The following is a 22,004-nucleotide window of genomic DNA, read 5'->3' as shown; positions in this document are numbered from 1 at the left end:
TCCAGATGGGTCGACAGAAGCTGTATCAAGAAGGGAGCGTAGTCTACCGGAAACGCCCTTTCAGCTCAAACTTTGGTCGTTCGTCGGCGGCGACCAGTGCAATCGCCATTGTCCACGGGCCTCAGCGTCCAGCCCGGGCAGGTTGGCGACAGCCAATAACTCCTCGCCGCGATACAGCAGCGGCAATCGGCCGCGCAAAAACATGGGCACGCCGCGTTCGTTGAGCAGCCTTTTGAGATCGCGCCGCCCGCGCTCAGGCAGATTCATCATTTCGCCGCCCTGCCGGTAGTGCATGTGCAGACCGCCTTTGGGCGCATCTCCCAAAAACTCCAGCTGACCATTGCCCGGAAGGATCAGCGGTTCATCAGGCATCGGCCAGGCGTGCGCGCCGCTGACGTTGCGCATCCAGACGCCGGCCAACCACCAGATGCGCCCTTGCGCGCGGTGTAACTGGCCATCGGTCAGACGCCAGATCGGACGTCCATCGGGGCCAGCATCGCGCAAGCTGTCCCATCCAGCCCAATGATCGCTGTCAGGCAGACGCGTTCGCGCGCTCAGCCAATGACGCAGTGCGTTGCGTTGCCGCGCCGGTGATAACGCCTCGAGTGGCGCCAGCTCCAGCGAGGGGATGTCGAGCCAGTCGAAAGGCGATTGCGTTGACGCTTGAGCCAGATCCTGCTCGGCCAGCTCCGTCAGCAATGTCTGAGCTTCGGCCAGATGACTTGCTGCGCGCGCCATGCTCGACACCGCTTGCGGCCAGCGCGAGGTCAATAGCGGCATGACCCGGTGCCGCAGATAATTACGCGAGAAGCGGCCGCTCTCGTTACTCGGGTCTTCAACCCAGCTTAAACCCTGCTCACGGGCGTATGCCTCCAGTCGTTCCCGAGACTCATCGAGCAGCGGTCGCAACAGTCGGCCTACGCCTAGCTCGCGCTCAAAGGGCATCGCCGCCAGACCTCGAACACCGGCCCCGCGCAGCAGACGAAACAGTAGGGTTTCGGCTTGATCATCCCGGTGTTGCGCCGTGAGCAGCACTTCGTCCTCCAGCAATAACTCACTGAATGCGGCATAACGAGCCTCCCGTGCTGCCTGTTCGACACTGGGCCCGGCCAAGACCTGAACCGATATGACCTGCAGCGGAACGTCCAGGATCTGGCAGACGCGACGACAATGCGCTGGCCAATTATCGGCAGCGCTCTGGAGGCCATGATGGATGTGTACTGCGTAGAGAGGAGGAAGCGACTCGTGTCTGGAAAGATCAGCGAGCAGGTGCAGCAGGACAGTGGAATCGAGACCACCGGAGAAGGCAATTCGCCAACCGGCTGCCTCGCGCCAGGGAGCCAGGCGCGAGAGCAATCGGGTGGAGAGTTCTTTTTTGTTGGAGTCCGGCTTGCTCATGCTGGAAAGACCCTGCGTTACGCTGGCCGGACGTCAATCAAGGATGACGCTGAATCAAATACCGTAGCTCATCAAACGGTCATAGCGACGAGCCAGCAGTTCGTCAGTCTTGAACCCCTTGAGCATCGACAGCTGGCTGCTCAACTCTTCACGAATCGACGCAGCAGCTCCCGCTGGATCACGATGAGCGCCACCCAACGGCTCGCCGATAACCTGATCGACAATGCCCAGGCCTTTCAGGCGGTCAGCCGTGATACCCATGGCCTCCGCAGCGTCCGGCGCCTTCTCGGCGGTTTTCCACAAAATGGAAGCGCAGCCTTCCGGGGAGATAACCGCGTAAGTGGAGTACTGCAGCATGTTCAACTGATCGCAAACACCGATCGCCAATGCGCCGCCCGATCCGCCTTCGCCGATTACGGTGGCGATAATTGGGGTTTTCAGACGGGCCATCACACGCAGGTTCCAGGCAATCGCCTCGCTCTGGTTACGCTCTTCGGCGTCGATGCCAGGGTAGGCGCCCGGCGTGTCGATGAACGTCAGGATCGGCATCTTGAAGCGTTCGGCCATTTCCATCAGACGGCAAGCCTTGCGGTAGCCCTCAGGACGCGGCATGCCGAAGTTGCGGCGAACTTTCTCGCGCACCTCACGGCCCTTCTGATGACCGATCACCATGACAGGCTGGTTGTCCAGGCGAGCAATACCGCCGACGATGGCAGCGTCATCGGAGAAGTGCCGATCGCCGTGCAGCTCATCGAATTCAGTGAAGATGTGGCTGATGTAATCGAGTGTGTAAGGACGACGCGGATGACGCGCCATACGCGCGATCTGCCAGCTGGTCAGGTTGCCGAAAATGCTTTCGGTGAGCGTATTGCTCTTCTCTTGCAGACGAGAGATTTCATCGCCGATATTCAGCGAATTGTCATTGCCAACCAGACGCAGCTCTTCGATTTTGGCTTGCAGGTCAGCGATCGGCTGTTCGAAATCCAGAAAATTCGGGTTCATAGGCATCCGTCTTGGGTCGACGGCCAAGAGGCCGGCCGGTTGATCCGTAAGCGCCATACCATAAGGGAGATGGCGCATTCAGGTCGAGATTAAAAATTCAGGGCTGAGAACAGGCACTGTTTGAACCCGACCTTCGCGGCCAGCATTCGCAACGGTACCTGTGCGTTCAACGATACTGCAGGAAGACGTTCTCTCGCCCGAACTGGTCACGCAACGCTTGAATCAAGCTGTCTGCGGGATCAATTCGCCACGACTCGCCAAACTGCAACAACGCCTTGGCATCCAGCCCGGTGTAGTCGAGTGTGATCGGGCATGCGCCGCGATGTTTTTTGCACAGATCGCCCAGCCAGCGTAGACGATCGCCCTTGAGCGACTCGCTGCGCACGGTCAGGCGCAGGCTTTCGGCCAAACCAGTACGCGCTTCTTCCAGGCTCATCACCCGCTTGGCGCGTAACCGCAGGCCACCGGAGAAGTCGTCCGAACTGACCTCCCCTTCCACCACGACCATCGCATCGGTCTGCAACAACGACTGAGCGGAATGGAACGCTTCGGCAAACAGCGATGCTTCAATACGTCCGGAGCGGTCATCGAGGGTGATGAAACCCATCTTGTCGCCCTTTTTGTTCTTCATGACTCGCAGGTTGATGATCAGGCCAGCAACGGTCTGGGTGTCGCGAGCAGGCTTCAAATCAACGATGCGTTGGCGGGCAAAGCGCCGGATCTCGCCTTCATACTCATCAATCGGGTGACCGGTCAGGTACAGCCCCAGAGTTTCTTTCTCGCCACGCAGTCGCTCCTTGAGCGTGACTTCCTTGGCTGCGCGATGGTTGGCGTACACGTCGGTATCTTCTTCAACGAACAAACCACCAAACAGGTCGGCATGACCACTGTCATGGCTGCGTGCTGTTTGTTCTGCGGCCTGGATCGCTTCAGCCAGTGCAGCCAGCAAGACCGCGCGGTTGCGGTCGATGTTGGCCTGATACGGTTTTGGCTCGTCGAAAAAGTACGGCCCGAGACGATCCAGCGCACCGCTACGGATCAAGCCATCGAGGGTGCGCTTGTTGACGCGCTTGAGATCCACGCGGGCGCAGAAGTCGAACAGATCAGTGAACGGGCCGTCCATGCGCGCTTCCGTGATCGCTTCGACCGGACTCTCGCCCACGCCTTTGATTGCGCCCAGGCCATACAGAATGCGACCGTCGTCGTCCACGGTGAACTTGAACTCGGAAGTGTTCACGTCCGGCGGATCGAGGCGCAGTTTCATGTTGCGCACTTCTTCGATCAGCGTTACGACCTTGTCGGTGTTGTGCATGTCCGCCGACAACACCGCCGCCATGAACGGCGCCGGATAGTGCTTCTTCAGCCAGGCAGTCTGGTAAGAGACCAGGCCATAGGCCGCCGAGTGAGATTTGTTGAAACCGTAACCGGCGAATTTTTCCACCAGATCGAAAATGTTACCGGCCAGGTCCGGCTCGATGTTATTGGTCTTGCAGCCATCAATGAAACCGCCACGCTGCTTGGCCATTTCTTCGGGCTTTTTCTTACCCATCGCACGACGCAGCATGTCTGCCTCGCCGAGCGTATAGCCCGCCATTACCTGAGCGATCTGCATCACCTGTTCCTGATACAGGATGATGCCGTAGGTCGGCAGTAGCACGGGTTTGAGGCCTTCATACTGATAATCGATGTGCGGGTACGACAGTTCAGCGCGACCGTGTTTACGGTTAATGAAGTCGTCAACCATGCCCGACTGCAGCGGGCCGGGACGGAACAACGCTACCAGTGCGATCAAGTCTTCCAGACAGTCGGGCTTGAGCTTTTTGATCAGCTCTTTCATGCCCCGCGACTCAAGCTGGAACACGGCCGTGGTTTCGGCTTTTTGCAGCAGCTCGTAGGTCGGCGCGTCGTCCAGCGGAATGAACGCGATGTCCAACGGCGGTTCGTTGACCTTGGCACGGTCGCGATTGATGGTCTTGAGCGCCCAGTCGATGATGGTCAGCGTTCGCAGGCCGAGGAAGTCGAACTTCACCAGGCCAGCGGCTTCGACGTCATCCTTGTCGAACTGGGTAACCAGACCACCGCCCTCTTCATCGCAATAAATGGCCGAGAAGTCAGTCAGCTTGGTCGGTGCGATGACCACACCACCGGCGTGCTTGCCAACGTTACGCACGACGCCCTCAAGCTTGCGCGCCATCTCCCAGATCTCTGCCGCTTCCTCGTCAACTTTGAGGAAGTCACGCAGGATTTCCTCCTGCTCGTAGGCTTTTTCCAGGGTCATGCCGACTTCGAACGGAATCATCTTCGACAGGCGATCAGCCAATCCATATGACTTGCCCTGCACCCGCGCCACGTCACGAACCACCGCCTTGGCCGCCATCGACCCGAAGGTGATGATCTGGCTCACCGCGTTGCGGCCGTACTTCTCAGCCACGTAATCAATGACCCGATCACGACCGTCCATGCAGAAGTCGACGTCGAAGTCAGGCATTGAGACCCGTTCCGGGTTCAGGAAGCGTTCGAAAAGCAGGTCATATTGCAGGGGGTCGAGGTCGGTGATCTTCTGCACATAAGCCACCAGCGAACCGGCACCCGAACCACGGCCAGGGCCCACTGGCACGCCGTTGCTTTTTGCCCACTGGATGAAGTCCATCACGATCAGGAAATAACCGGGGAAGCCCATCTGGATGATGATATCCAGCTCGAAATTCAGCCGATCAACGTACACCTGACGCTTTTCGTCGTAGTTTGGAGTGGTCTCTTTGGGCCAAAGCACGGCGAGGCGCTCTTCAAGACCGTCAAAGGAAACCTTACGGAAATACTCATCGATGGTCATGCCATCAGGAATCGGAAAGTTGGGCAGGAAAGCCGTGCCCAGCTTCACATCGATGTTGCAGCGCTTGGCGATCTCGACGGTGTTTTCCAGCGCGTCCGGCAAATCACTGAACAGCTCGGCCATTTCGGCGGCGCTTTTCAGGTATTGCTGATCGCTGTAGTTATGCGAACGACGAGGGTCGTCAAGGGCGCGGCCTTCGCCGATGCAAACACGGGTTTCGTGGGCTTCGAAATCTTCCTGTTTGATGAAGCGCACATCATTGGTGGCCACCAGCGGCGCACCGTGGCGCTCAGCAAGGGCGACAGCGGCATGCAGATGTTCTTCGTCATTGATTCGGCTGGTGCGCTGAACCTCGATGTAAAAACGGTCCTGGAAAACGCCCATCCACTCTTTTAGCAACTGATCGGCCTCGCCCGGATTGCCACCGAGCAACGCCATGCCGATCTCGCCTTCTTTGGCGGCGGACAGAGCAATCAAACCCTCATTGGCTTCGGCGATCCATTCACGCTCAATGATCACCAGACCGTTGCGCTGGCCACTAATGAAGCCTCGGGAAATCAGTTCGGTCAGGTTGCGATAGCCTTTGGGGTTCATCACCAGCAAGCTGATACGGCTCAGCGCCGCATCCTTATCTCGCCCGGCCAGCCACAAATCCGCGCCGCAGATGGGTTTGATGCCTGCGCCCATCGCCGCCTTGTAGAACTTGACCAGCGAACACATGTTGTTCTGATCGGTCACCGCCACCGCAGGCATATTCATACCGGCCAAGGCCTTGACCAGCGGCTTGACCCGGACCAGACCATCAACCAGGGAATATTCGGTGTGCAGGCGTAGATGAACGAAAGAAGCCGGCATGGGTGATCCTATCAAGCACAGAAAACGAAGGCCGGATTGTACCGGCCTCGTATGAAAACATCAGCACGCGCTCACACGAATGGCAGCGGCGTAAACGATGTGGCGATCATCATGTCGCGCGCTTCGTGAGCAGCACGTACCGGTGCGAATGAACGGCGATGAATAGGCGTCGGGCCCAGTCGAGCCAAGGCTTCCAGATGCACGGGCGTTGGATAGCCTTTGTGCCCGCCGATCCCGTAGCCCGGATAAATCAGCTCCATGGCGGCCATTTCGCGGTCGCGGCTCACCTTGGCCAGAATCGACGCCGCCGCGATGGCCGGAACCTGCGCGTCACCCTGAATCACCGGCGCACTGGGCACAGACAGTTGCGGGCAACGATTTCCATCAATCAGCGCAAGCTTCGGTGTAATGAGCAAGCCTTCGACAGCACGCTTCATCGCCAGCATCGTGGCGTGAAGGATGTTGAGCTCGTCGATTTCTTCGACTTCGGCCCGCGCAATGTGCCAGCACAAGGCCTTTTCGCAGATCTCGTCGAACAGCTTTTCGCGCCTGGCTTGCGTCAGCTTTTTTGAGTCATTGAGCCCAAGAATGGGGCGCTTGGGGTCGAGAATCACAGCTGCCGTTACAACAGCGCCACACAGCGGGCCACGGCCCACCTCATCGACGCCAGCGACAAGCTCTTCGACCAGATTGAAGTTCAGACCCATTTGCATTTAACACGTGCTCATTGTGAAGGCGAAGCGCCGATCAGGCTCAATACCGCATCGGCGGCCTGATTGGATGCATCGCGACGCAAGGTCCGGTGAATGTCGTCGAAACCGGCCGTCTGTGCTACGCCGTTGTCCAGCAACGGGAGCAGCGTCTGGGCCAGGGCATCGGCGGTCGCCGCATCCTGCAACAGTTCCGGGACCAGCATGCGCTGGGCCAACAGATTTGGCAGGGATACGTACGGGCTTTTCACCATACGCTTGAGTATCCAGAAGGTCAGCGGCGCCAAGCGATAGGCAACCACCATCGGTCGTTTGTACAGCAGCGCTTCAAGGGTAGCGGTGCCGGAGGCGATCAACACCGCGTCACAGGCCGCCAACGCGAGATGAGACTGACCGTCGAGTAAAGTCAGTGGTAAGTCGCGACCTTGAAGCAGATGCTCGATCTGCGCCCGGCGCTGAGGGCTGGCACAGGGCAGCACGAAGCGCATCCCGGGACGGGCCGCGAGCATTCGCTCGGCTGCGTCAAAGAACAAAGCGCCAAGACGCCCGACTTCGCCGCCACGGCTGCCAGGCATCAACGCCACTATCGGGCCGCTGCCAAGTTTCAGCTGGGCGCGCGCAGCATCTCGGTCCGCTTCCAGAGGAATGGTATCGGCCAGCGGATGACCGACAAAACGCACCGGCACGCCCTGCTCTTCGTAAAAGCGCGCTTCGAAAGGCAGCAGTGTCAGCATCAGATCACAGCCTTCGCGAATCTTCAGTACGCGTTTCTGCCGCCACGCCCATACCGACGGGCTGACGTAATGCACGGTTTTAATGCCGGCCTGACGTAGCTTGAGTTCGATATTAAGGGTGAAATCTGGCGCATCGATTCCGATGAAGACGTCGGGCTTTTCGGCAATGAGCGTTTGAATCAGCTCTTTGCGGCGGGCCAGCAACTCCTTCAGGCGACCAAGGACTTCTACCAGCCCCATGACCGACAGCCGCTCCATGGGGAAATAGGTCGTCATCCCCTCGGCTTCCATAAGCGGACCACCGACGCCGATGAACTCTGCATCCGGATGCCGAGCCTTGATAGCACGCATCAGTCCCGAGCCCAGGATGTCGCCGGACGCTTCGCCGGCAACCAGCGCGATACGCAGGGCAGCCATGATTAGCGGGTAATGCCGCGAGTCGAAGTCTGGATGGACTCAAGGAACAACGCGACTTCAGGGAATTGCGCGGCTGGCTCGGCCAGATCGGCGATGGCTTGATCCACTGTCAGCCCTTTGCGATAGACAACCTTGTAGGCGCTACGCAAGGCGTGGATGGAGTCTTCGGAGAAGCCGCGACGACGCATGCCCTCGAAGTTCATGCTGCGCGCTTCGGCGGGGTTGCCGAACACTGTGACGAACGCAGGCACGTCTTTGCCGATTGCAGTGCCCATGCCGGAAAAGCTGTGGGCACCGATGCGGCAATACTGATGAACCAGCGTGAAACCTGAAAGGATCGCCCAGTCATCGACGTGGACGTGGCCAGCCAGCGCGGTGTTGTTCACCAGGATGCAGTGATTACCGATAACACTGTCGTGACCGATGTGGGCATAGGCCATGACCAGATTGTGATCACCGAGAGTGGTTTCAGAGCGGTCCTGAATCGTGCCCCGATGAATCGTCACGCCTTCGCGAATCACGTTATGGTCGCCGATGACCAGGCGAGTTTCTTCACCCTTGTATTTCAGGTCAGGCGTGTCTTCACCCACTGATGAAAACTGGTAAATGTGATTGTGCTTACCGATTTTGGTAGGCCCGCGAAGGATCACATGTGGACCAATCACGGTACCCTCGCCAATTTCCACACCGGCTCCGACGATCGACCAAGGGCCGACCTCAACGTTGTCAGCCACAATGGCTGTCGGATCGATGATTGCGCGAGGGTCAATCAAACTCATAGTTTACGTTCCGCACAGATGATTTCTGCGGAGCATACCGGCTTGCCGTCTACCGAAGCCTGGCACTCAAACTTCCAGATCTGACGCTTGCAGCTGAGGAACTTGGCTTCAAGAATCAATTGGTCGCCTGGCAGTACTGGCTGGCGGAAGCGCAGCTTGTCGGAGCCCACGAAGTAATAAAGAGTGCCATCAGCAGGCTTCACGTCAAGCATCTTGAAGCCAAGGATGCCAGCAGCTTGCGCCATTGCTTCGATGATCAACACGCCCGGCATGATTGGATGCTGGGGGAAATGGCCGTTGAAAAACGGCTCATTGATGCTGACGTTTTTGTAGGCTCGAATCCTTTTAGTCTCAACATCCAGCTCCACCACCCGATCCACCAACAGGAACGGGTAACGGTGGGGCAGATATTCGCGAATTTCGTTGATGTCCATCATTTCGAGAGGAAGCCTGTAGTAAAGATTGGGAGTGCGCGACGGTTGCGCAGCACTCCTCTAGCAAATCAAGGAGGCAGTTTATCGGCTGTGCACACTTGATAAGAAAAAGGTATCAGCCATCAGATGAAGCTTTACCGCCTGAGGTCACTGCCTCGACAATCTTTTCCAGCTGTTGCAGGCGTCGGGCCATGTCATCGAGGTGACGCATACGCGCTGCGCTTTTGCGCCATTCAGCGGCAGGCTGCATTGCAGTACCCGATGAATAAGCGCCAGGCTCGGTAATCGACCGGGTGACCATGGTCATCCCGGTGATGAAAACCCCATCGCAAATCTCGATGTGCCCGACCAGTCCAACCCCGCCTGCAAGCATGCAATGCTTGCCAATTTTTGAACTGCCGGAGATCCCCACACAGGCGGCCATGGCGGTGTGATCCCCCACCTGGACGTTGTGCGCGATCTGGATCTGATTGTCCAGTTTGACTCCGTTTCCGATACGCGTGTCATCCATTGCGCCGCGGTCGATAGCGGTGTTCACACCGATCTCGACATCGTCGCCAATGCTCACGCCACCGATCTGCGCAATCTTGTTCCAGACGCCTTTCTCGTTAGCGAAACCAAAACCTTCGCCGCCAAGGACCGCACCTGACTGTATAACGACGCGTTGCCCGATCCGCACATCGTGATAGAGCGTGACGCGGGGGGCAAGCCAGCCACCCTCCCCGATGGTACTGCGCGCCCCGATAAAGCAGTGCGCGCCGATCGTGACACCCGCCGCGATCTGCGCACCGCTTTCGATGACCGCAAAAGCACCCACGCTGGCAGTTGCGTCAACCTGAGCATCATCAGCAACGATAGCGCTCGGGTGAATGCCCGCAGTTGACTTGGGTTTCGGATCGAACAGGTGGGAAATTCGTGCGTAGGCCAGGTACGGGTCATCTATAAGCAACGCATCCCCGGCAAAACCTTCGGCATCCGCGGGCTTTAGCAGCACCGCAGAGGCGTGGGTCGTGGCGAGGAATTTACGATATTGCGGATTGGCCAGAAAACTGACCTGACCGGGACCCGCCTCATGCAACGTGGCCAGCCCGGATATTTCTTTGTCCGCAGGGCCACGTAGTGTGGCGCCGAGGAACTCGGCCAACTCGCCGAGTTTGATAGTCGCGGTCATGAAGTTACTTCAGCTGATTCATGCGCTCGATGACTTGGCGAGTAACGTCGTACTGAGGTTTGACGTCAATCACAGCACCGCGCTCGAATACCAGGTCAAAGGCACCTTTCTTGATCACTTCTTCTACAGCCTGGTCCAGCTTAGGCTTGAGTTGCTTGAGCATTTCACGGTCAGCAACAGCTTTGGCTTCGTTCAACTCTTTGGACTGGAACTGGAAATCACGGGCCTTTTGTTTGAATTCAAGCTCAAGACGCTCGCGCTCTGGCTGGGCCATCTTGTCGCCGCCAGCGACCAGACGGTCCTGAATACCTTTGGCGCTGCTTTCCAGGGTTTTGAGCTTGGCCAGTTGCGGGCCGAATTTCTTCTCTGCGTCTACAGCGTATTTCTTGGCTGCGTCAGATTCCAGCAGTGCCATCTGATAGTTCAGAACAGCGATTTTCATGTCGGCAAATACGGGAGTGGCAATCAAAACCGTTGCCAGCAATGCCAATTGGGTCAACTTACGCACGATGTACTCCTACAGAATCCGTTGTCGTTATCGAAGGGCAGACGATTAGAAGGTCTGACCGAGAGAAAATTGGAAGATCTGGGTTTCGGTGCTGTCGTCCGGCTTCTTGATCGGCATCGCCAGAGCGAAGCTCAACGGGCCGAGAGCGGTGATCCAGGTCACGCCGACACCCACGGAGCTGGCCAGACCGGACAGGTCAGGACCGTTGCACTCGACTTTTTCCTGATCAAGTGTGGTTTTAGTAGCACCGCAATTGGTGTTGAAAACGTTACCCACATCCCAGAACAGCGAGGTGCGCAGCGAGCGCTGATCCTTGATGAACGGCAGCGGGAACAGGATTTCAGCACCACCGGAGATCAAAACGTTGCCACCGAACGGCAGTGGATCTTGGTCCGGGTCCTGAATCGTTCCCGGTTTACCACCAGGGTTTCCAAAACCCTTACTAGGCGTACTGCGTGGACCCAATGTGCTGTCCTTGAAACCACGCACCGAGTTGAAGCCACCTGCGTAGTAGTTCTCGTAGAACGGCAGACCGGAGGTCGAACCGTAGCCGTCACCATAACCCAGCTCCGAGTGCAGACGCAGGGTGTAGTTATTGGTGATCGGGTGGAACAACTGACCGCGGTAGTCAATTTTGTAGAACGACAGGTCACTGCCCGGCAGGGTAGTTTCAAGCGTCAGGCTCTGGGACGAACCACGGGTAGGCAAGGTGCCCTTGTTCAGGGTCGACTCGGACCAGCCAATCGAACCCTTGAAGTTGGTGAAACTGTCGCCTTCTTTGTCGATGAAGTCGAAGATTTCATCGACAGTGTAGCGACCGGTGCTCAGCTCATCGTTCTGTACGGACAGGCCGAAGTTCAGACGCGATGTTTCGTTGATCGGGTAGCCCATGTTGATACCGGCACCCAGACTGTTCACCGAGTAGCTCGCCACGTCGACGTCGAGGTCGTCGTAGTTGGTCTTACGGTAGAACGCGCTGTAACCCAGGCTCACACCGTCCGGCGTGAAGTACGGATCGACGTAGCTAAAGTTGTAGCGGGTCTGGTATTCGCTGCGGGTCAGACCGATGCTGACCTTGTTACCCGTACCGAGGAAGTTGTTCTGGCTGATCGAGCCGCCAAGGATCAGACCAGCGCTCTGCGCAAAACCAACGCTGGCAGTGATCGAACCGGATGCCTGCTCTTCAACGGCATAGTTAACGTCAACCTGGTCATCGGTGCCCGGCACCGGTGGAGTTTCAACGTTCACTTCCTTGAAGAAGCCAAGGCGATCGAGACGAGTCTTGGACTGGTCAATCAGGTAAGTGGAAGCCCAACCGCCTTCCATCTGGCGCATCTCACGACGCAGCACTTCGTCCGCAGTCTTGGTGTTGCCACGGAAGTTGATGCGGTTGACGTACGCACGCTTGCCTGGATCGACGACAAAGGTGATATCGACAGTGTGGTCTTCGTCGTGAGCGGTCGGCACACCGTTGACGTTGGCGAAGGTGTAACCCTCGTTACCCAGACGACGGGTGATCAGCTCGGACGTGGTGGTCATGACCTTGCGGGAGAAGACCTGGCCCGGCTTGACCAGCAGCAGCGATTTCACCTGATCTTCAGGAACCTTGAGGTCACCGCTCAACTTGACCGATTTAACGCTGTATTTCTCACCTTCATTGATGTTGACGGTGATGAAAACGCTTTTCTTGTCCGGCGTGATCGAGACCTGAGTCGAGGCGATATCCATATTGATATAGCCGCGATCGAGGTAGTACGAACGCAGACGCTCAAGGTCGCCCGAGAGTTTTTCGCGAGCGTATTTGTCGTCGTTCTTGAAGAAGGATAGCCAGTTGGTGGTCTTGAGCTCGAACAGATCGATGAGATCGTCGTCAGCGAAGACATTGTTGCCCACCACGTTGATGTGCTGAATGGCTGCGACAGCGCCTTCATTGATGTTGATCTTGAGACCAACACGGTTGCGCGGTTGAGGAACAACCTCAGTGGCAACCTCGGCGGAATAGCGACCCTGAGCCACATATTGACGCTGGAGTTCGTTACGCACGCCTTCAAGGGTGGCACGCTGGAAGATTTCGCCTTCCGCCAGGCCTGACTGCTTGAGGCCCTTCATCAGGTCCTCAGTGGTGATTGCCTTGTTACCGTCGATTTCGATACTCGAGACGGAAGGACGCTCGACGACAGTGATGACCAGGACGTTGCCGTCGCGACCCAACTGAATGTCCTGGAAGAATCCGGTCTTGAACAACGCACGAGTCGCGTCAACAAGACGCGAATCATCCGCCTGCTCACCCACGTTCAGCGGCAGCGCACCAAAGACACTGCCAGCGGACACCCGCTGCAGGCCATTGACACGGATATCGGAGATAGTGAAGGACTCAGCGTGAACTTCGGCGATCATCAGTACGGCAAGAACCGCAGTTAGCAGCAGACGTTTCATGAAGTCCTTTCTTATTCCAACTGGCAATAAACAAACTGCCGCAAAATGCGGCAGATTCACAATTCGGTGTAGCTTTTACAGTCGTCCCAGATCATTGACCAGTGCGAGTAACATCACTCCGACCACCAGACTGATACCGATCTGAACCCCCCAGCCCTGTATTTTTTCTGACAAGGGACGACCACGCGCCCACTCGATCAGATAGAACAGCAAGTGCCCCCCGTCCAATACTGGAATGGGCAGCAAATTGAGAACTCCCAGGCTTATGCTCAGATAAGCAAGGAAATTCAAGAAGTCACCTACACCCGACTGGGCCGAAGCGCCCGCCACTTTAGCAATGGTTATCGGTCCGCTCAAGTTTTTTACGGACAGCTCGCCGAACAACATTTTCCTGAGCGAATCGAGCGCCAGCACGCTCATGGTCCAAGTACGCTGCGCACCTTCTGCAATGGCGGCTACAGGCCCGTAACTGACCTCCCGAAGCATTTCCGATGGCCAATCGACACCTTTGACGCCCGCACCCAGATAACCGGTAGCAGCCTTACCTTCGCCATGTGCGGCGAGAGTGACAGGGACGTCGATTTGCGCACCATCACGCTCAACGCGCAACGAAACTTTGGTTTCAGGGCGGACACGAACCCAATCGACCACTTGCTGCCACTCCGCAAGCGGCTGACCGTCCATCGCCAGCAAGCGATCTCCTGTTTGCAGACCGGCAGCCTGAGCGGGACCTTTGGCATCGAGCTCAGCCAAAACTGGTGGCAACGCTGGACGCCACGGACGGATACCCAGCGAGCGGATCGGATCGGGCTCATCGGCGCCCTTGAGCCAATCACTCAGAACCAACTCATGAGGGGACTGCGCAGTGGAATCCTTGTCGAGCACCTTCAATGCGATAGTGCCGCTCTCGCCCAGACGCCTGACCAGCTGCAAATTAACTGCAGCCCATCCGGAAGTCGGCTCACCGTCTACGGAAACAATTTCCTGCCCAGCGCTCAGGCCTGCCTTATCGGCAATACTGCCCACTTCCACGGCACCGATAACAGGCCGCACCTGCTGGCTGCCCAGCATTGCGAGTATCCAGAAAAATACAATTGCCAGTAAAAAGTTAGCGACCGGACCGGCAATTACGATGGCGATACGCTGGTAGACGGTCTTGCGATTGAACGATTGATCAGCGAGTTCAGGGGGAACTTCGCCCTCCCGCTCATCAAGCATTTTGACGTAACCACCCAACGGAATCGCGGCAACGACAAACTCGGTGCCTTTACGATCATGCCAGCGCAACAGCGGCATACCGAAGCCGACTGAAAACCGCAGCACTTTGACGCCACAGCGCCGGGCGACCCAGAAGTGACCAAATTCGTGAAAGGTCACCAGCACACCCAGCGCAACCAAGGTGCCAACAATCATATATAGCGCGCTCATTGCTGTTCTCCTGGCAAAGGCTTATCCACGCATGCGCAAGCCAACTGACCTATAAAGAATGACATATCCAGATTAGCGCCCATTTCGGCGAAGCCACTGCCCGGCCAGCTCGCGGGCTTTGGCATCCACGGCGAACACAGCATCAAGTTCGGATACGGAGACCACAGCCTCCTTGTTCAAAACCTCGTCGATCATACTCGCGATTTCCGGATAGCGAATACGCCGGTCCAGAAACGCAGCAACAGCCACCTCGTTCACCGCATTAAGCATGGCGGGCGCACTGTCGCCCGTTTCCGCAGCTTGACGCGCCAGCCGCAGGCATGGGAAGCGCAGCTCGTCAGGAGCATGAAAGTCCAGACGCGCAATTGAGAACAGATCCAGTGACGCCACCCCTGAATCGATACGCTCAGGCCATGCCAGTGCATGGGCTATGGGGGTGCGCATATCAGGATTGCCCAACTGAGCCAGCACCGAGCCGTCTATGTAGTCAACCATTGAATGAATGACGCTCTGCGGATGAATCACCACTTCGATCTGTGCAGGCTTGGCATCGAATAACCAGCAGGCCTCGATCAGCTCAAGACCCTTGTTCATCATGCTGGCAGAATCGACCGAGATCTTGCGGCCCATTGACCAGTTAGGGTGCGCGCACGCTTGTTCCGGTGACACATCTTTCAACTCAGCCAGCGGTGTTTCGCGAAACGGACCGCCCGAGGCTGTCAGCAATATGCGACGCACCCCTACCGCATCGAGACCATTGGTGTAGTGACCCGGCAGGCATTGAAAGATCGCGTTGTGTTCACTGTCGATAGGCAACAATACTGCGCCGCTGCGCCTGACCGCCTGCATGAACAAGGCTCCAGACATGACCAGCGCTTCCTTGTTGGCAAGGAGGACTTTTTTCCCGGCCTCGACGGCAGCCAGGGTCGGACGCAAACCCGCGGCGCCGACGATTGCGGCCAAAACGGTATCGACCTCGGGATGAGCAGACACCTCACAAAGACCGCCCTCCCCGACCAACACGCGCGTGTCCAGACCAGCGGCCTGCAGATCGATCTGCAATGTCCGCGCGGCCTCTGCCGTCGGTACGACCGCAAATTGCGGTTTGTGGCGCACACTCAACGCGAGCAATTCGGCCAGACGACTAAAACCGGTCAAGGCGAAGACCTGGTAGCGCTCCGGATGTCTTGCAATGACATCCAGCGTGCTCAAGCCCACCGACCCTGTAGCACCCAGAACGGTGATCTGCTGGAGCTGGCTCACATTACGCCCCAATTGGCAGCCCATAGCAGCAGAGCGAAAATCGGTATTGCAGCCGTGAGGCTGTCGATACGATCAAGCACGCCGCCATGCCCGGGCAGCAGATTACTGCTGTCTTTCACCCCGGATTTGCGCTTGAACATGCTTTCCGTTAAATCGCCAACCACCGAAATCAGCACAACGATGGCCGCGCCGATCAATGAGAAGAAGAATTGCGAAATGGACCAGTCGCGGTAAATCCCGACCACGGCGGTAATCAGCAAACTGGCGACCAGCCCGCCGTACAGCCCTTCCCAACTTTTGCCAGGGCTGACTTTGGGTGCCAGCTTGCGCTTGCCGAATGCTTTGCCCGAGAAATAGGCACCGATGTCCGCCCCCCAGACCAGCACCATGACCGACAGAATCAGCCAGTTACCTAACGGCCACTGCTTGATCAAGATCAAGCCTTGCCACGCTGGCAATAAAATCAAAAGCCCAATGACCAGCTTGCAGATAGAGCTGGACCAGTGCTCGCTGGACTCTGGATACGTCAGCACCATCCAGGTCGCAACCAGCCACCAGATAAGTGCCGCCACCAACACCCAAGGCGCCAGTCCCGGAAGCAAATAAAGGAGGAACAGCAAAACCGCGACAACGACCGAGTAGAGCACCCGCGATGATTGAGCCTCGAACCCGGCCAGACGCGCCCACTCCCAGGCCCCAAGCGTAACGACCACACCGATGAACAGTGCAAAACTGCCGCCTTTGAGCAGGAAGAAGCCGCACAGGGCGATCGGTAGCAAAATCAGCGCAGTGATGATTCGTTGTTTCAGCATTAAGCTCGGGCTCCGGCTTCTACCTGCTCGCTGGTTTTCCCGAAGCGGCGTTGGCGCAAAGCAAAATCGGCCAGCGCTTTGCGCATGGCTTCGTGTTTGAAGTCCGGCCAGAACAGGTCGGAGAAGTACAGCTCGGAATATGCCAGCTGCCATAACAGGAAGTTACTGATCCGGTGCTCGCCGCCGGTACGAATGCACAAGTCAGGCAATGGCAAATCACCTGTCGACAGGCAGGTCTGCAGCAGTTCGGGGGTTATGTCCTCGGGCCGCAGATGTCCTGCCTGAACTTCACGTGACAAGCGTTGCGCCGCCTGGGCAATGTCCCACTGTCCGCCATAATTGGCAGCAATTTGCAGGACAAACCGATCATTACCTGCCGTGCGCGCTTCCGCCTCGCGAATGGCTGCTTGCAGCTCGGGGTGGAAACGAGAGCGATCGCCGATGATACGCAAGCTGATGCCGTTGTCATTCAGCCGCTTGGTCTCTCGACGCAAAGCGGTGAAGAACAGTTCCATCAACGCCCCAACCTCCTCGGCAGGACGCTGCCAGTTTTCACTGGAAAAGGCGAACAGCGTCAGCACCTCGACCTTGGCCTCCGCGCACACTTCGATCACTGCACGAACGGCGTCCACGCCTGCTTTATGACCGGCGACACCCGGCAGCAAGCGCTTTTTCGCCCAACGATTGTTCCCATCCATGATGATCGCGACATGACGCGGCACCGACGACGGCTCAGCCAGCTTAGTCTTTTCCATGAAAGCTTCCGGACCCTTATACGGCCATCAGGTCTGCTTCTTTAGTCTTGGTTGCGGCATCGATATCCGCTTCAGCCTTATCAGTCAGCTTTTGGATATCTGCTGCACCACGACGCTCTTCGTCTTCGCTGATTTCTTTGTCCTTGACCAGCTTTTTCAATTCACCCAAGGCATCGCGGCGAATGTTGCGTACGGCCACGCGAGCGTCCTCTGCTGCACTGCGAGCCTGCTTAGTGAAGCCCTTGCGGGTTTCTTCAGTCAGGGCTGGCATGGAGATCAACAGCAACTCACCCAGGTTGGTAGGGTTGAGGTTGAGGCCAGCGCTCTGGATAGCCTTGTCGACTGCTGCGAGCATGTTGCGCTCAAACGCCACGACCTGCAGGGTCCGGGAATCCTTGACGGTCACGTTGGCGACGCCGCTCAATGGAGTGTCCGAGCCGTAGTAAGGAACCATCACGCTGCCCAGAATGCTTGGATGCGCCTTGCCGGTGCGGATCTGTCCAAACGCATGGGCCAGGGACTCAAGGGATTTTTGCATCCGCTCTTGAGCGTCTTTCTTGATTTCATTGATCATTGTTTGCCTTCCTCGATCAGGGTGCCTTCAGCGCCGCCATGCACGATATTCAGCAGGGCGCCGGGCTTGTTCATATTAAATACACGCAGCGGCATCTTGTGGTCGCGACACAGACAGATAGCTGTCAGATCCATAACACCCAATTTGCGATCCAGAACTTCATCGTAGGTCAGATGATCGAACTTCTCGGCGTGTGGGTCTTTGAATGGGTCCGCAGTGTACACGCCATCGACCTTGGTCGCCTTGAGCACCACATCGGCGTCAATTTCGATCGCTCGCAGGCAAGCGGCCGAATCAGTGGTGAAGAACGGGTTGCCCGTACCAGCTGCGAAAATCACGACTTCTTTGGCGTTCAGATGACGCATAGCCTTACGACGATCATAGTGATCAGTCACGCCCACCATGGAAATGGCCGACATGACGATGGCCGAGATGTTGGCGCGCTCCAACGCATCGCGCATCGCCAAAGCATTCATTACTGTGGCCAGCATGCCCATGTGATCGCCTGTCACCCGATCCATGCCCGCAGCACTCAGCGCCGCGCCACGAAACAAGTTGCCCCCACCGATGACCAGACCTACCTGGACACCGATACCGACCAGTTGGCCGACTTCAAGCGCCATGCGATCCAGCACCTTGGGATCAATACCGAATTCTTCAGACCCCATCAGGGCCTCGCCGCTAAGCTTGAGTAGAATGCGTTTATAGCGAGCTTGATAACCACTGCCCTGCTGAGCCATTGCGAATCTCTCCTGCGGCGTTATAAAAAAATCAGGTTGCGAGCCCGTTCCTGCGCTTACTCTAGGCTACAACGTCAGGTAAAAGCAGCCTTGTGGACCACTCCCTGAAAAACAAATTCCCCTTGCCGCTTTGAAAAAGAGGCTGCGCGCGTAAGCGGGCAGCCTCTTCGGGGCGACAGTTGGACAACCGTCTTACTTCTTGCTGGCAGCTACTTGAGCAGCGACTTCTTCAGCGAAGTTGTCGACTGGCTTTTCGATGCCTTCGCCCACTTTGTAGTAAGTGAAGGAAACGATTTCAGCGCCGGCTTTCTTGGCCAGTTCACCGACCTTGACTTCAGGGTTCTTAACGAACGCCTGCTCAACAAGGCTGGCTTCAGCCAGGAATTTGGTGATACGACCGCCAACCATTTTTTCAACGATTTCGGCTGGCTTGCCCTTGATCTTGTCTTCGTTCAACTGCAGGAAGACGCCCTTTTCGCGCTCGATCGCTTCAGCCGAAACTTCCGACGGCAGCAGGAACTCAGGGTTGCTTGCAGCAACGTGCATCGCGATGTCTTTTGCCAGCTCAGCGTCACCGCCTTTCAGAACGACAACTACGCCGATCTTGTTGCCGTGCAGGTAAGCGTTGACCACATCACCTTCGATGCTGGCCAGACGACGGATGTTGACGTTTTCGCCAACCTTGGCAACCAGTGCAGTACGCTCGACTTCTTGCGCTTCGATCAACGGAGCGGCATCAGTCAGCTTATCAGCGAATGCTTTTTCCAGGCTGTTGTTGACGAAATTCTTGAAATCGTCTTGCAGAGCCAGGAAGTCAGTCTGCGAGTTGACTTCGATGATGGTAGCGCGCTTGCCATCTTCGCTGACTTTAACGGCGATAGCACCTTCAGCAGCAACGTTGCCTGCTTTCTTGGCTGCCTTGATAGCGCCCGAAGCACGCATGTCATCAATGGCTTTTTCGATGTCGCCGCCAGCCTTGGTCAAGGCTTTCTTGCAATCCATCATGCCTTCGCCGGTACGCTCGCGCAGTTCTTTGACCAACGCTGCAGTAATCTCTGCCATTTCAAAATCCTCTTTGGATAGGTCTTCAACCATTCCACCCGCTAAAGCGGGCGTTCAAATTCTTGAAAATCCATGCTGACATCTGCACATGACCATTTGATCGATGACAACGCCAGAAGGGTTTTCGAGGTGGCAAAAAGGGGGCTAAGCCCCCTTTTTGCGTACTGAGTAAACGCTAGGCGTTAACTACTCAGCCTTCAACGACTGCAGCTGGAGCTTCTTCGACGAATACGTCGGTGCCGCCAGCAACATTGTTACGACCACGGATTACAGCATCAGCCATCGAACCCATGTACAGCTGGATAGCGCGGATTGCGTCATCGTTGCCTGGGATGATGTAGTCAACGCCTTCCGGGCTGCTGTTGGTATCGACTACGCCGATAACCGGGATGCCCAGCTTGTTGGCTTCGGTGATCGCGATGCGCTCGTGATCAACGTCGATAACGAACAGTGCGTCTGGCAGACCGCCCATGTCCTTGATACCACCCAGGCTACGATCCAGCTTTTCCAGATCGCGAGTGCGCATCAGCGCCTCTTTCTTGGTCAGCTTGGCGAAAGTACCGTCTTCGGCCTGAACTTCAAGGTCGCGCAGACGCTTGATGGAAGCACGGATGGTTTTGAAGTTGGTGAGCATGCCGCCCAACCAGCGGTGATCGACGTACGGCGAGTTGCAACGTGCCGCTTCTTCAGCAACGATCTTGCCAGCGGAACGCTTGGTGCCGACGAACAGAATCTTGTTTTTGCCCTGCGCCAGGCGCTCAACGAAAGTCAAAGCTTCGTTGAACATAGGCAGGGTTTTTTCAAGGTTGATGATGTGAATCTTGTTACGCGCGCCGAAAATGTATTTACCCATTTTCGGGTTCCAGTAACGGGTTTGGTGACCGAAGTGCACACCGGCCTTCAGCATATCGCGCATATTGACTTGGGACATGATAGTTCCTTGATAAGTCGGGTTAGGCCTCCACGTATCCCAATGACCAACCAGCGGCTAAAGCCGAGGGCACCCAGGTCATCGTGTCGACACGTGTGTGGGTTTAAGCTCGCAGGGACGGACCCCGGAAAGCGGCGCATTTTATATCACAAAAGACTCGATAACGAAACACGAAATAAGCGCCTGTTTCTTCGGGTGTTTTTGCTGTGATCGCAAAGGCATCGGTACCCTGCCTGCACTCTGAGTGTAAGCCACGATGATAACCGCCCTTCCAGTGGTCTGATAGAATCGCGTTTTTCCGTATTTAGCTGCGGCTGCGCCGCGACCAGAGAGCCTTGTATGACCGTTACCATCAAAACCCCTGAAGACATCGAAAAGATGCGCATTGCCGGCCGTCTGGCCGCCGACGTACTGGAAATGATCGGTGCGTACGTCAAGCCCGGTGTCACCACTGATGAGCTTGACCGCATCTGCCACGACTACATCGTCAACGAGCAAAAGGCCATCCCTGCCCCGCTCAACTACAAAGGCTTCCCCAAGTCGATCTGTACTTCGATCAATCACGTAGTGTGCCATGGCATTCCCAATGAGAAACCTTTGAAGGAAGGCGACGTGCTCAACATCGATGTCACCGTCATCAAAGATGGCTACCACGGTGACACCAGCAAAATGTTCCACGTCGGCAAGGTCCCTGAGTGGGCAGAACGCCTTTCGCGCATTACGCAGGAGTGCCTGTACAAAGGCATCGAGGTCGTCAAACCCGGCGCACACCTGGGTGATATCGGCGAAGTGATCCAGAAGCACGCCGAGAAAAGCGGGTTTTCGGTAGTTCGCGAATACTGCGGCCATGGCATCGGCAAAGTGTTCCACGAAGAACCACAGATCCTGCACTACGGCAAAGCCGGCGATGGTATTGAGCTCAAAGAAGGCATGACCTTCACCATCGAGCCCATGATCAACCAGGGCAAAGCTGAAACTCGCCTGCTTGGCGATGGCTGGACAGCGATCACCAAGGACCGCAAGCTATCGGCGCAATGGGAACACACGATTCTTGTCACTGCCGACGGCTACGAAATCTTCACCCTTCGCAGCGACGACACCATTGCCCGCACCTCGGCCTGATGGTTGCGCCGACTTTGACATTCGGCCCGATATAGATAGA

General features: G+C 56.8%; 19 protein-coding genes. 1 reads left to right on the top strand and 18 read right to left on the bottom strand.

Annotated features, from left to right (window positions below; translation table 11 throughout):
- Nucleotides 1-60 precede the first annotated feature (60 nt).
- The 18 genes from tilS to rpsB form a co-directional block, all read right to left on the bottom strand.
- The gene (gene tilS, locus ACWKV9_RS19680; RefSeq protein ID WP_483837810.1) at nucleotides 61-1,398 is read right to left on the bottom strand and encodes a tRNA lysidine(34) synthetase TilS; all 1,338 of its coding nucleotides are present in this window, start codon (nucleotides 1,396-1,398) and stop codon (nucleotides 61-63) included.
- A gap of 54 nt (nucleotides 1,399-1,452) precedes the next feature.
- Entirely contained in the window at nucleotides 1,453-2,400 is a 948-nt protein-coding gene (gene accA, locus ACWKV9_RS19675) for an acetyl-CoA carboxylase carboxyl transferase subunit alpha (RefSeq protein ID WP_483837809.1), read from the bottom strand.
- Between the two features lie 166 nt (nucleotides 2,401-2,566).
- Nucleotides 2,567-6,088: a DNA polymerase III subunit alpha gene (dnaE, locus tag ACWKV9_RS19670; RefSeq protein ID WP_483837808.1), complete on the bottom strand. Its 3,522-nt coding sequence runs from the start codon at nucleotides 6,086-6,088 to the stop codon at nucleotides 2,567-2,569.
- Between the two features lie 71 nt (nucleotides 6,089-6,159).
- Nucleotides 6,160-6,801, bottom strand: a complete 642-nt coding sequence (gene rnhB, locus ACWKV9_RS19665; protein WP_483837807.1) for a ribonuclease HII — start codon at nucleotides 6,799-6,801, stop codon at nucleotides 6,160-6,162.
- A gap of 11 nt (nucleotides 6,802-6,812) precedes the next feature.
- Complete coding sequence (gene lpxB, locus ACWKV9_RS19660; protein ID WP_483837806.1) at nucleotides 6,813-7,949, bottom strand: lipid-A-disaccharide synthase; 1,137 nt, start codon at nucleotides 7,947-7,949, stop codon at nucleotides 6,813-6,815.
- A 2-nt stretch (nucleotides 7,950-7,951) separates the two neighbouring features.
- Nucleotides 7,952-8,728, bottom strand: coding sequence for an acyl-ACP--UDP-N-acetylglucosamine O-acyltransferase (gene lpxA, locus ACWKV9_RS19655; RefSeq protein ID WP_483837805.1), 777 nt, complete (start codon nucleotides 8,726-8,728; stop codon nucleotides 7,952-7,954).
- Complete coding sequence (gene fabZ / locus ACWKV9_RS19650; RefSeq protein ID WP_483837804.1) at nucleotides 8,725-9,165, bottom strand: 3-hydroxyacyl-ACP dehydratase FabZ; 441 nt, start codon at nucleotides 9,163-9,165, stop codon at nucleotides 8,725-8,727. The genes lpxA and fabZ overlap by 4 nt, the downstream gene beginning before the upstream one ends.
- A 112-nt stretch (nucleotides 9,166-9,277) precedes the next feature.
- Nucleotides 9,278-10,333, bottom strand: coding sequence for a UDP-3-O-(3-hydroxymyristoyl)glucosamine N-acyltransferase (gene lpxD, locus ACWKV9_RS19645; protein WP_483837803.1), 1,056 nt, complete (start codon nucleotides 10,331-10,333; stop codon nucleotides 9,278-9,280).
- Nucleotides 10,334-10,337: 4 nt separating this feature from the next.
- Nucleotides 10,338-10,841: an OmpH/Skp family outer membrane protein gene (locus ACWKV9_RS19640; RefSeq protein WP_331189061.1), complete on the bottom strand. Its 504-nt coding sequence runs from the start codon at nucleotides 10,839-10,841 to the stop codon at nucleotides 10,338-10,340.
- Nucleotides 10,842-10,886: 45 nt separating this feature from the next.
- Nucleotides 10,887-13,277 (bottom strand): outer membrane protein assembly factor BamA, encoded by a 2,391-nt coding sequence (gene bamA / locus ACWKV9_RS19635; protein WP_483837802.1) that lies wholly within the window; start codon nucleotides 13,275-13,277, stop codon nucleotides 10,887-10,889.
- 75 nt (nucleotides 13,278-13,352) lie between these two features.
- The gene (gene rseP / locus ACWKV9_RS19630) at nucleotides 13,353-14,705 is read right to left on the bottom strand and encodes a sigma E protease regulator RseP (RefSeq protein ID WP_483837801.1); all 1,353 of its coding nucleotides are present in this window, start codon (nucleotides 14,703-14,705) and stop codon (nucleotides 13,353-13,355) included.
- Nucleotides 14,706-14,777: 72 nt separating this feature from the next.
- Nucleotides 14,778-15,968: a 1-deoxy-D-xylulose-5-phosphate reductoisomerase gene (ispC, locus tag ACWKV9_RS19625; protein WP_483837800.1), complete on the bottom strand. Its 1,191-nt coding sequence runs from the start codon at nucleotides 15,966-15,968 to the stop codon at nucleotides 14,778-14,780.
- Complete coding sequence (locus ACWKV9_RS19620; RefSeq protein ID WP_483837799.1) at nucleotides 15,965-16,780, bottom strand: phosphatidate cytidylyltransferase; 816 nt, start codon at nucleotides 16,778-16,780, stop codon at nucleotides 15,965-15,967. Before ACWKV9_RS19620 ends, ispC begins: the two co-directional genes overlap by 4 nt.
- Nucleotides 16,780-17,535 (bottom strand): polyprenyl diphosphate synthase, encoded by a 756-nt coding sequence (gene uppS, locus ACWKV9_RS19615; RefSeq protein WP_483837798.1) that lies wholly within the window; start codon nucleotides 17,533-17,535, stop codon nucleotides 16,780-16,782. The genes ACWKV9_RS19620 and uppS overlap by 1 nt, the downstream gene beginning before the upstream one ends.
- A gap of 16 nt (nucleotides 17,536-17,551) precedes the next feature.
- Nucleotides 17,552-18,109: a ribosome recycling factor gene (gene frr / locus ACWKV9_RS19610; RefSeq protein ID WP_483837797.1), complete on the bottom strand. Its 558-nt coding sequence runs from the start codon at nucleotides 18,107-18,109 to the stop codon at nucleotides 17,552-17,554.
- On the bottom strand, nucleotides 18,106-18,849 hold the full coding sequence (pyrH, locus tag ACWKV9_RS19605; protein ID WP_483837796.1) for a UMP kinase: 744 nt from the start codon (nucleotides 18,847-18,849) through the stop codon (nucleotides 18,106-18,108). Before pyrH ends, frr begins: the two co-directional genes overlap by 4 nt.
- A 192-nt stretch (nucleotides 18,850-19,041) precedes the next feature.
- On the bottom strand, nucleotides 19,042-19,911 hold the full coding sequence (gene tsf / locus ACWKV9_RS19600) for a translation elongation factor Ts (protein WP_483837795.1): 870 nt from the start codon (nucleotides 19,909-19,911) through the stop codon (nucleotides 19,042-19,044).
- 190 nt (nucleotides 19,912-20,101) lie between these two features.
- A complete protein-coding gene (rpsB, locus tag ACWKV9_RS19595; protein ID WP_483837794.1) occupies nucleotides 20,102-20,842 on the bottom strand; it encodes a 30S ribosomal protein S2 in 741 nt (246 codons plus the stop codon).
- 339 nt (nucleotides 20,843-21,181) lie between these two features.
- On the opposite strand from rpsB, the gene map reads away from it, so the two are divergent.
- Entirely contained in the window at nucleotides 21,182-21,964 is a 783-nt protein-coding gene (gene map / locus ACWKV9_RS19590; RefSeq protein ID WP_483837793.1) for a type I methionyl aminopeptidase, read from the top strand.
- The last annotated feature ends 40 nt before the right edge of the window (nucleotides 21,965-22,004 follow it).

Source organism: Pseudomonas corni, assembly GCF_057128765.1.
This window is presented reverse-complemented; position numbering and strand designations above follow the sequence as displayed.

What these genes read in the sequence shown, in the direction of transcription:
- tilS (WP_483837810.1), bottom strand. Translation starts at nt 1,398, where the DNA reads ATGAGCAAGCCGGACTCCAACAAAAAAGAACTCTCCACCCGATTGCTC.
- map (WP_483837793.1), top strand. Translation starts at nt 21,182, where the DNA reads ATGACCGTTACCATCAAAACCCCTGAAGACATCGAAAAGATGCGCATT.
- tsf (WP_483837795.1), bottom strand. Translation starts at nt 19,911, where the DNA reads ATGGCAGAGATTACTGCAGCGTTGGTCAAAGAACTGCGCGAGCGTACC.
- frr (WP_483837797.1), bottom strand. Translation starts at nt 18,109, where the DNA reads ATGATCAATGAAATCAAGAAAGACGCTCAAGAGCGGATGCAAAAATCC.
- lpxD (WP_483837803.1), bottom strand. Translation starts at nt 10,333, where the DNA reads ATGACCGCGACTATCAAACTCGGCGAGTTGGCCGAGTTCCTCGGCGCC.
- pyrH (WP_483837796.1), bottom strand. Translation starts at nt 18,849, where the DNA reads ATGGCTCAGCAGGGCAGTGGTTATCAAGCTCGCTATAAACGCATTCTA.
- lpxB (WP_483837806.1), bottom strand. Translation starts at nt 7,949, where the DNA reads ATGGCTGCCCTGCGTATCGCGCTGGTTGCCGGCGAAGCGTCCGGCGAC.
- rpsB (WP_483837794.1), bottom strand. Translation starts at nt 20,842, where the DNA reads ATGTCCCAAGTCAATATGCGCGATATGCTGAAGGCCGGTGTGCACTTC.
- uppS (WP_483837798.1), bottom strand. Translation starts at nt 17,535, where the DNA reads ATGGAAAAGACTAAGCTGGCTGAGCCGTCGTCGGTGCCGCGTCATGTC.
- fabZ (WP_483837804.1), bottom strand. Translation starts at nt 9,165, where the DNA reads ATGATGGACATCAACGAAATTCGCGAATATCTGCCCCACCGTTACCCG.
- rnhB (WP_483837807.1), bottom strand. Translation starts at nt 6,801, where the DNA reads ATGCAAATGGGTCTGAACTTCAATCTGGTCGAAGAGCTTGTCGCTGGC.
- accA (WP_483837809.1), bottom strand. Translation starts at nt 2,400, where the DNA reads ATGAACCCGAATTTTCTGGATTTCGAACAGCCGATCGCTGACCTGCAA.
- dnaE (WP_483837808.1), bottom strand. Translation starts at nt 6,088, where the DNA reads ATGCCGGCTTCTTTCGTTCATCTACGCCTGCACACCGAATATTCCCTG.
- ACWKV9_RS19620 (WP_483837799.1), bottom strand. Translation starts at nt 16,780, where the DNA reads ATGCTGAAACAACGAATCATCACTGCGCTGATTTTGCTACCGATCGCC.
- rseP (WP_483837801.1), bottom strand. Translation starts at nt 14,705, where the DNA reads ATGAGCGCGCTATATATGATTGTTGGCACCTTGGTTGCGCTGGGTGTG.
- lpxA (WP_483837805.1), bottom strand. Translation starts at nt 8,728, where the DNA reads ATGAGTTTGATTGACCCTCGCGCAATCATCGATCCGACAGCCATTGTG.
- bamA (WP_483837802.1), bottom strand. Translation starts at nt 13,277, where the DNA reads ATGAAACGTCTGCTGCTAACTGCGGTTCTTGCCGTACTGATGATCGCC.